Below are 8089 nucleotides of genomic sequence, written 5' to 3'. Positions count from 1 at the left end.
TGTCGCATGGCGAGCTGGGTGCGGGACTCCGGGAGGTCCTCGAGCACCCCGCGGTACACCTGATCCGGGGTCAGCGGGGAGTCACGGACCGCCGCCCGGAGGAGGCTGTCCCTCTCGATGCCGCTCAGCGGGTCGCCGGGAACGGAGACCCAGAACGTCCGGTCCGGAACCGGGCCCACGCGCCTGCCCGCCACCCCCTGGCCGCCCGGGTCGCCGGTGCCCGGCAGCCACCGGTCGCGGGGACGCAACGGGTCCGAGAGCAGGCCGACGGCGAGCACCCGGTCAAGTTGCTCGGGGTGGGCGTCCAGCCAGTCGTGGATCACGCGGCACCCGCAGCAACACCCCAGGAGGACGATCCCGTCGGACGGGTGGAGACCCACGAGCCGGGCCAGGTCCGCCACACCGGCGGCCGAGGCGGCGTCCCAGCTCCGCGGACGGTGGAGGCGGGTCTGTTCGGGCTCCGGCCACTGCACCCGGACCGCGGCGCGGGCGCCGAGGCGGAAGGTGAGGTCGTCGACGAAGGCGTCCATCACCCCGGAGGACCGGCGATACGCCCCCTCGCCGTCGGCGATGAGAATCCTCATGATGGCCACCCCTCTGGCGGTCCGCGATCCAGGGGGTCGGCCTGACGCGGTACATGCCTGTCCGCTGAACGTAGGACAGCTATGTAGTCATGTCAATAAGTTTTCATTGATACCTCGTGTTGGCGACCAACGCCCTTCCCGGCCCCGTTCACCTCACTAGTCGGCACTCGCTCGCCCTCGGACTCGGCGCGGTCGCGCTCTGCGTGGGCGGGGTCGGTGATCTGGGCCCGGCGATGGCCCTACCGATGATCAGCCTGCTGGGCCTGACCTGCTCGGCGCTGCTCGAGCGACGCTGGGCGCCACGGGTTCACCTGGTGACCGCCCTGACGGTCCAGGTGTGCACTGCGGCGATCGTCTTCGTCACCGTCGCGGTCCTCACCACCGGCATCGCGATCGACCCGACGGCCCGGTTGGCGGGTTCGCTCGCGTGGCTGGTGGTCCCGGCCGGGCTCGGGGGTTACGGGGCGTACATCCTCGCCCTGCGCACCCTCGGCGCCACGCGCACGAGCATGCTGCTCTACCTCACCCCTCCGGTATCGGCGATCTGGGCGTGGGCGATGCTCGGGGACCGTATCGGGGCACCACAGGTCATCGCGATGGGGCTGGGGATCGTGGCGGTCCTGCTCACGTCGAAGTCCGGCAGCGGCGGCCGGTCGGTCGCCGACTCTCCGACCAGCCCGGGCGTCGTCCCGGACACCCCTGGCGTGGTCCCGGGCCGGGATACTCCGCGGCCGGACCGGCCACGACCTCCAGCGCACTCACATGCCGGCGGCGGGGCGGCCCCCGGACGTCTCCCCTAGGTGCCGCAGAACGTGACGTGGGGGGAGGCGTCGGGCGGGGCCGGACTGGCGTACCGCTCCAGTCCGGGACGTTCGGTGTAGGGATCGGTGACGACGACGAGGAGTTCGGTGAACGGCCCGAGGTCTCCCGCCGTGGCCGCGTCCAGGGCCTCCTCCACCAGGTGGTTACGCGGGATGTACACGGGATTGGCGGTCTCCATCACCTCGACCGAGGGACCCAGAGCACGCCACCTCGCCAGCCACCCGTCGGCCAGTTCCCCCACCAGCCCGCGTACCGGCGAGGTGTCGCCCGCCGCGGCCGGGATGAGCGCGCGGAAGAACGACGTGTAGTCGACGCGGGTCGCGGTGAGCAGCCGCGAGAGTTCCTCCAGTAGCGGCTCGGCCGCCTCCGACCCGGCGTCGTCGCCCGACCCGGCCGCCTCGCCCGAACCGCCCGGTCGGCCCAGCGCAGCGGGAAGTCCCAGCTTGGTGCGCATCCCCGCGGTCCAGGCCTCCTGGTAGCGGGCGGGGAACGTCCCCAGTGAGGCTGTCAGCGCCTCGACGGCCGCGTTCTCGTCGTCGTCGACCAACGGGATCAGGGTCTCGGCGAACCTCGCCAGGTTCCACTGCAGGATGGGCGGCTGGTTGCCGTAGGCGTAACGGCCCTGGGTGTCGATCGAGCTGAACACCGTGGCGGGGTCGAACTGCTCCATGAACGCACACGGGCCGTAGTCGATGGTCTCGCCGGAGATCGTGGTGTTGTCCGTGTTCATGACCCCGTGGATGAACCCCAGCAGCATCCACTGCGCCACCAGGGAGGCCTGGGCGTCGAGGACGGCGGCGAACAGCGCGAGGTACGGGTTCTCCGCGTCGGCCGCCTGCGGGTAGTGGCGCGCGATGGCGTGGTCGGCGAGTCTGCGCACCAGCTCGACGTCGCCGGTGGAGCGGGCGAACTGGAAGGTGCCCACCCGCAGGTGGCTGGCCGCCACACGGGCGAGCACGGCGCCCGGCAACGGTTGCTCGCGGTACACGGCCGCCCCGGTTCCGACCACCGCCAGCGCCCGCGTGGTGGGCACACCCAGAGCGTGCATGGCCTCGCTGATGAGGTACTCCCGGAGCATCGGCCCGACCGCTGCCAGACCGTCGCCACCACGGGCGAACGGCGTGCGGCCGGAGCCCTTGAGGTGCAGGTCGCGACCGTCCGGTAGCTCGCCCATCAACAGGGCCCGTCCGTCGCCCAGTCGCGGGGAGTAGCCACCGAACTGGTGTCCCGCGTACGCCTGCGCGACCGGGGTGGCGCCGGAGGGGACGTGGGTTCCGGTCAGCAGGCCCAGGCCCTCGTCTCCCCGGAGGTAGGCCGGGTCGATGCCCAGCTCGGCGGCCAGCGGCTCGTTGAGGGCGAGCAGGCGCGGCGTCGGCGCCTCGGCCGCCTTCCATTGCACCCCGAGATCGGGGAAGTCGCGGGCGAAGCCATCGGTGAGCCGTACGCCGGGCCGCTCCTGGGAAGTCATGCCGTCAACGGTACGTCTCCGTCGCGGGGTGCCCCGGCCGGCCGCGTAGGTTCTCCGCGTCGGCACCGAGACGCCCGAGATCCGCGCGCAATGCCGCGATGTCCGCCGACAGCCGGCTGACCTGAGCTTGCGTGGCCGCCTGGTTGGCCTCGTCCACCTCGCTGACCCGGTCCACGATCCACGAGGCGAGAGTGGCCGTGACGACACCCAGCAGGGCGATCCCCGCGAGCATCAGACCAGCCGCGATCACCCGGCCCATCGGGGTCACCGGTGCGATATCGCCGTACCCGACGGTGGTGACCGTGACCACCGACCACCACAGCGCCTCACCGTAGGTCTCGATCGATGAGCCCGGCGCCCCGCGCTCGGCGTCCAGCATCGCCAGGGACGACACGACGAGCAGGACCGACGTCGACCCCGCGGCGTATGCGATGACCTGGCCGCGCACGGCCGTCCCCGCCGAGCGGTGCATGACGCTCAGCAGCATCACCAGGCGGAGAAGGCGCAGTGGCCGGAGCATCGGCAGCGCGATCACCACCACCTCGTACCAGTGCGTGAACAGCCACCGGCCCCGTGGCTTCGCCAACACCAGGCGCACCACGAAGTCCACCGCGAAGAGAACCCAGGTCCCCACGATCACGACCTCGGTGGCAACGCCCCCCGCGCCGACCGGGTTCACCAGGACCGAGACCGCGTAGGCGATGAGGAAGGCCAGGGCTGCCCCGATCAACGGCCATTCCGTCAGTTCCGCCCACCGTTTTTCCGTCACCGTTCGATGATGACCGATCCGCGGCGCCCACGGCGGACGAAGTGACGGCACGGTTACCGATCAGCCGATCAGGTTCTCTCCGGCGAGAACAGGGCGTACATTCCAGACAATCGGGGACTCGACCCGTCGATCGGCAGATGTAGAGCGACGAGTCGACGTCCACGCCATGCGTCACCGACCGGAACCGAGGTTGCACCATGACGGCCAATGCGGTGGGCTTCGCGCTACTCATACTCGGGTTGGCGCTGCTGATCGGGAAGATCATCCGCGTCAAGGTGGGGATAGTCCAGTCACTGTTCCTGCCCAGCTCGATCGTCGCCGGGGCCCTGCTGCTCCTGTTGGGACCAGAGGTGCTGGGCCGGTTCGGGGGGCCGTGGGGAGAGAACGGCCTGTTCACCGAGCCGATGGTCGAGGTGTGGTCCTCGTTGCCGGGGCTCCTCATCAGCGTCATCTTCGCCACCATGTTCCTCGGACAGAAGCTGCCGACCGCGAAGCGGGCCGTGAAGCTGGTGGGCCCCCAGCTCTCGCTCGGCGTGTCCCTCGCCTCCGGGCAGTACGTCGTGGGTCTGCTCCTCGCGGCCCTCATCCTGGTGCCGACCCTGGCGGCCGCGCCGATGACCGGCGCGCTCATCGAGATCGGGTTCGAGGGCGGCCACGGCACCGCCGCCGGCATGCGCCCGGTCTTCGACGAGCTGGGCTTCGGCGAGGGCGCCGACCTCGCCGTCGGATTGGCCACCGTGGGCATCGTGGGCGGGATCGTGATCGGCATCGCGTTGATCAACTGGGCCGTGCGCACCGGGAAGACGGAGATCATCACCGGGAGCGCCAAGATGTCCATCGAGGAGCAGAAGGGCCTCTTCCGCGAGGACGAGTACTACTCCGCCGGCAAGATGACCTCCCGCCCGTCCTCCGTCGAGCCGCTCTCGCTGCACATCGCGATCGTCACGGTGGCGATCCTCGTGGGGCTCGCGATCCTGGAGGGTCTGCGCTGGATCGAGCAGGCGACCTACGCGTCGGTCATGCTCGACGAGAACACCCCGTTGGAGATCTTCGCCTACGTCCCCCTCTTCCCCATCGCCCTCCTCGGCGGCGTGATCGTGCAGTACGTCGCCACCAAGGCCGGGTTCGCCCACGTGATCGACGCCCAGATCATGCTGCGGATCCAGGGCTGGGCGCTCGACTTCCTCATCGTCGCCGCCATCGCCACACTGTCCCTGCAGGCCATCGGCGAGAACATCGGCGTCTTCGTCATCCTCGCGGTCGCGGGAATCGTGTTCAACGTCGCCGTCTTCCTCCTGCTGGCCCCGCGGATCATCGGTCGCTACTGGTTCGAGCGCGGCATCGGGGACTTCGGACAGTCCATGGGCGTCACCGCGACGGGCCTCATCCTGATGCGCGTGGTCGACCCGCAGGCCGAGAGCCCCGCCTTCGAGGCGTTCGGATACAAGCAGCTGGTCTTCGAGCCGTTCTTCGGCGGTGGACTCATCACGGCCATGGCCGTGCCGATCATCTTCCTCACCGGAGTGTGGCCGCTGTTCTTCGTGATGCTGGCGGTCTTTCTCGTGGCCGTGCTTTCCGGATTGTTCTACTTCCGGCCCAGGGAGATGAGGGACCGGGCGGAGTGGGAGAAGGAGAAGTCCGGCGCCGAGGAACCCGCGCGCGAATAGGCCCTCGACTCGTCAGCCCCGTGGCCGCAACCCGGCCATCGCCCTCACGTCGGACACTAGGATTAAGGAAACCCCACTTCCGGACCGACCCCAGGAGGACCCATGCGGAAGAAGTCGTGGAGCGAGCTGTCCGATGGTCAGAAGGCCACGATCCTGACACTGATGTCCGTGCAGGTGTCGCTGGCGGTCACGGCGTGGACCGATCTGGCGTTCCGGCCCGCCGAACAGGTGCGTGGAAGCAAGGCCAGGTGGGCTGCCATCATCGCGGTCAACTTCATCGGACCCGCCCTCTACTTCGTGCGGGGGCGGCGGAGATGACCACCCGGGGACGGGCGGGGCTCGCCGCCGGTGTCCTCCTCGTCGTCGTCCTGACCCTCGGCGCGTGCGCCGCGGGACCCAACGTCGACGTCTCCCCGGAGGGCCTCGGTTTCTGGTGGGGGCTCTGGCACGGGCTCATCCTCCCGGTGACCTTCATCATCTCCCTGTTCACCGACACCGTGACCATCTACGAGGTGGGCAACAACGGCAACTGGTACAACTTCGGATTCGTCCTAGGAATCGCGTTGTTCTCCGGCCCCGCGATGGCGGGCTCCCGCCGCCGTTGACACCCGGCACCTCCGGGGGAACCATCGCGCCCGCGCGACCGGATCCGGCCCGGCACCCGAACCGCGGTCGACGGTGCGGCCGCGGTCGCGCATGATCTCGTCCAGTCGCCCTTCGTCCAGGCCGGACCATTCGACGTAGTCGTCCCACTCGCGCCCGGTCATGACACGGAGAGACCGGAGAGCAGGACGAGCCGCGTCCCCACCGGGTCCACCACCCGGGGCGGTCTGGCTCCGTTCTCGTCGACGATCACGCTCGGCGGGGTACCGATCACTTTCTCTCCTAGGGTCGCGGCGACTGCGATCTCGTGAACGCTAGTTCACCTAGGCCGCGATACGGCCGCCGCGCACGCCAATTCACCTGGGTGAAATGGCACGTGAATCGCCAGCTCGAAGCCGATTGCAAAGGCTTCTCCACGCCCCGACCCCGCCCGGAATCGGAGTTGAACGAGCAACCTGCTTCTCGCGGATGGCCGCGGTCGGGCGCTCAGAGCAGACCGAGCCTCCGGGCCTCCTCGACCGCTGCGCCCCGGGACCGGGCGCCGAGCTTGCGGTACACGGACCGGAGTTGCGACTTGACCGTGTTCACGCTGACGAAGTGCCGGTCGGCGATCGCGGAGATGGACTCACCGGTCTCGAGACTTCGGAGGATCGCGTGCTCGCGCTCGGTGACCTCGGTCGCCGTATGCGGCGACGAGGGGGCGTCGGAGCCGGTCCGGTGGGCGGACACCGGGAGTTCAGGGCCCAACCTCGCCAACTTCGCGATCGTCTCGCGGGGCAGCGTGGTGAACGGGCGGACCAGTCCGGTGAGCGCGGACGTGGTGACGGCGCGCTCCAGGTACCGCACCGCCTCCTCCCGCGCGGAGAGTCCGAGCGACGCGGTGGCGCCGACCAGGGACAGCTCGACGGAGTCCCGCTGGGTCACGCGGAGATCCCCGTGATGGCGCCTGACGATCTCCAACGCCCCCTCGTGATCGCCCTCGTACACCCTGATGCGGGCCCGGGCCGGCGCGGTGAGCGGATGGGACGAGGCACCGACCAGCTCGGTGGCCGCGTCCGACCCACCCAGCGCCAGGTGGAGGTCCGCACGGACCGCGTCGAGCAGTGGCCCCACCACCGCGCCATGTCCACACAACCCCGGGAACCGCGCCATATGGTGTTCGACGTACCTGAGCCCGTCGGCGGCGGTGCCGGTGCTCAGGGCGATCTGGCCGTACACGTAGAGCGCGAGGCCCCACAGCTCCTCGCGGTCCGCCGGGGCTCCCAGGTCGGTGATCAGACCGATGGCAGACTCGGTGTCCAGGCGGTCGAGTCGGGACAGCGCCGCCCCGATCATCCCGGCGGGCCGGACCACGAGCTCCGAGTCGCGCGGCAGTTGCGGGTGCTGCCGTTCTGCATCCCACCAGGTACCGGCGTCCGCCGGGTGCCCCAGGAGGGCGTGCGTCAAGGTGAGCTTGCCGGCCGCGTCCCGCTCGATGAAGGTGCCGGTTCCGAGCCGGTGGGCCCGGCGGAACATCCGTGTGGCGTCGTCGAACCGACCGACCAGGAGCAGGGTCAGGCCCAGGTGGAGGAAGACGAACGCGGGGCCGTCCCGTTCCGTCCGGGTCGACGTTTCGACATCGGGGACCGGTATCCGGCTGAGTCGGCTGTGCTCCGATGCGGCCGCCTCGAAGCGGCCGTCCATGCGCAGCGAGAGCATCCGCATCAACCGCGCGGCATCGTCCGACTCGTCCAACTGGTCGGAGGACGTCGCGATGTCGGGTGCCGGCGCCGGACTGTCCTTCGGTGCGGAGAACTGACCGTGCATCCTCCGCAACGTGCCGAACAGTGGTTCGCTCTCCAGGACGTCGGCGGGTATGCGCCTGAGATCCCCGTCCATCTGCAGGAAGTTCGTCGTGTAGAGGGTCTTCCAGTGCTCGCGCAGGATCTCGCGTACGCGGTCCCAGTGCTCGGCGTCGATCGCGAGGACGAACGCGGCGTGCGGGTCGCCGTGCCGGAGCCAGTGGTTCGCCAGCGCGAGCCGGGTCTCGCGGAGATCCTCCGGGATCTCGGTCGCCGCCAGGCGGAGGATCGATGCCCTGACCGGATCCGGGTAGGCCCAGGTGGGCTCGGATTCCTCGGTATCCCGGACGACGAGGCCGAGCTGTTCCACCGCGGCGAGCCGGTCGGCCATCGCG

Annotated in this window: 8 protein-coding genes; 4 read left to right on the top strand and 4 right to left on the bottom strand. The window is 69.9% G+C overall.

Annotated features, from left to right (window positions below; all coding sequences use genetic code 11):
• Positions 1–584 (bottom strand): hypothetical protein (locus G6018_RS05450; RefSeq protein WP_206685255.1); only part of this gene is annotated, 584 nt, incomplete at its 3' end.
• Positions 585–700: 116 nt separating this feature from the next.
• On the opposite strand from G6018_RS05450, the gene G6018_RS05445 reads away from it, so the two are divergent.
• The gene (locus G6018_RS05445) at positions 701–1384 is read left to right on the top strand and encodes a DMT family transporter (protein ID WP_182639056.1); all 684 of its coding nucleotides are present in this window, start codon (positions 701–703) and stop codon (positions 1382–1384) included.
• Here the strand turns inward: G6018_RS05445 and G6018_RS05440 are convergent.
• Complete coding sequence (locus G6018_RS05440) at positions 1381–2874, bottom strand: protein adenylyltransferase SelO (protein WP_182639054.1); 1494 nt, start codon at positions 2872–2874, stop codon at positions 1381–1383. The two genes, G6018_RS05445 and G6018_RS05440, sit on opposite strands and share 4 nt — an antisense overlap.
• A 4-nt stretch (positions 2875–2878) precedes the next feature.
• Positions 2879–3643, bottom strand: coding sequence for a two pore domain potassium channel family protein (locus tag G6018_RS05435; RefSeq protein WP_182639052.1), 765 nt, complete (start codon positions 3641–3643; stop codon positions 2879–2881).
• Positions 3644–3840: 197 nt separating this feature from the next.
• Here G6018_RS05435 and G6018_RS05430 point away from each other — a divergent pair, with 197 nt between their 5' ends.
• The 3 genes from G6018_RS05430 (at position 3841) to G6018_RS05420 (ending at position 5915) form a co-directional block, all read left to right on the top strand.
• Positions 3841–5310 (top strand): sodium:glutamate symporter, encoded by a 1470-nt coding sequence (locus G6018_RS05430; protein WP_182639050.1) that lies wholly within the window; start codon positions 3841–3843, stop codon positions 5308–5310.
• 102 nt (positions 5311–5412) lie between these two features.
• Entirely contained in the window at positions 5413–5628 is a 216-nt protein-coding gene (locus tag G6018_RS05425) for a PLDc N-terminal domain-containing protein (RefSeq protein WP_179523808.1), read from the top strand.
• A complete protein-coding gene (locus G6018_RS05420; protein ID WP_017838311.1) occupies positions 5625–5915 on the top strand; it encodes a hypothetical protein in 291 nt (96 codons plus the stop codon). The genes G6018_RS05425 and G6018_RS05420 overlap by 4 nt, the downstream gene beginning before the upstream one ends.
• A gap of 484 nt (positions 5916–6399) precedes the next feature.
• Here the strand turns inward: G6018_RS05420 and G6018_RS05415 are convergent.
• Positions 6400–8089 (bottom strand): LuxR C-terminal-related transcriptional regulator (locus G6018_RS05415; protein ID WP_182639048.1); only part of this gene is annotated, 1690 nt, incomplete at its 5' end.

This window comes from Dietzia sp. DQ11-44, from assembly GCF_014145205.1.
In the GTDB taxonomy this organism is placed as follows: domain Bacteria; phylum Actinomycetota; class Actinomycetes; order Mycobacteriales; family Mycobacteriaceae; genus Dietzia; species Dietzia natronolimnaea.
Note: the sequence above shows the minus strand (reverse complement) of the source record. Positions and strands in the feature narration are given on the sequence as shown.

Coding starts and splice junctions, on each gene's coding strand:
- G6018_RS05440 (WP_182639054.1), bottom strand. CDS start 2,874: ATGACTTCCCAGGAGCGGCCCGGCGTACGGCTCACCGATGGCTTCGCC.
- G6018_RS05425 (WP_179523808.1), top strand. CDS start 5,413: ATGCGGAAGAAGTCGTGGAGCGAGCTGTCCGATGGTCAGAAGGCCACG.
- G6018_RS05420 (WP_017838311.1), top strand. CDS start 5,625: ATGACCACCCGGGGACGGGCGGGGCTCGCCGCCGGTGTCCTCCTCGTC.
- G6018_RS05430 (WP_182639050.1), top strand. CDS start 3,841: ATGACGGCCAATGCGGTGGGCTTCGCGCTACTCATACTCGGGTTGGCG.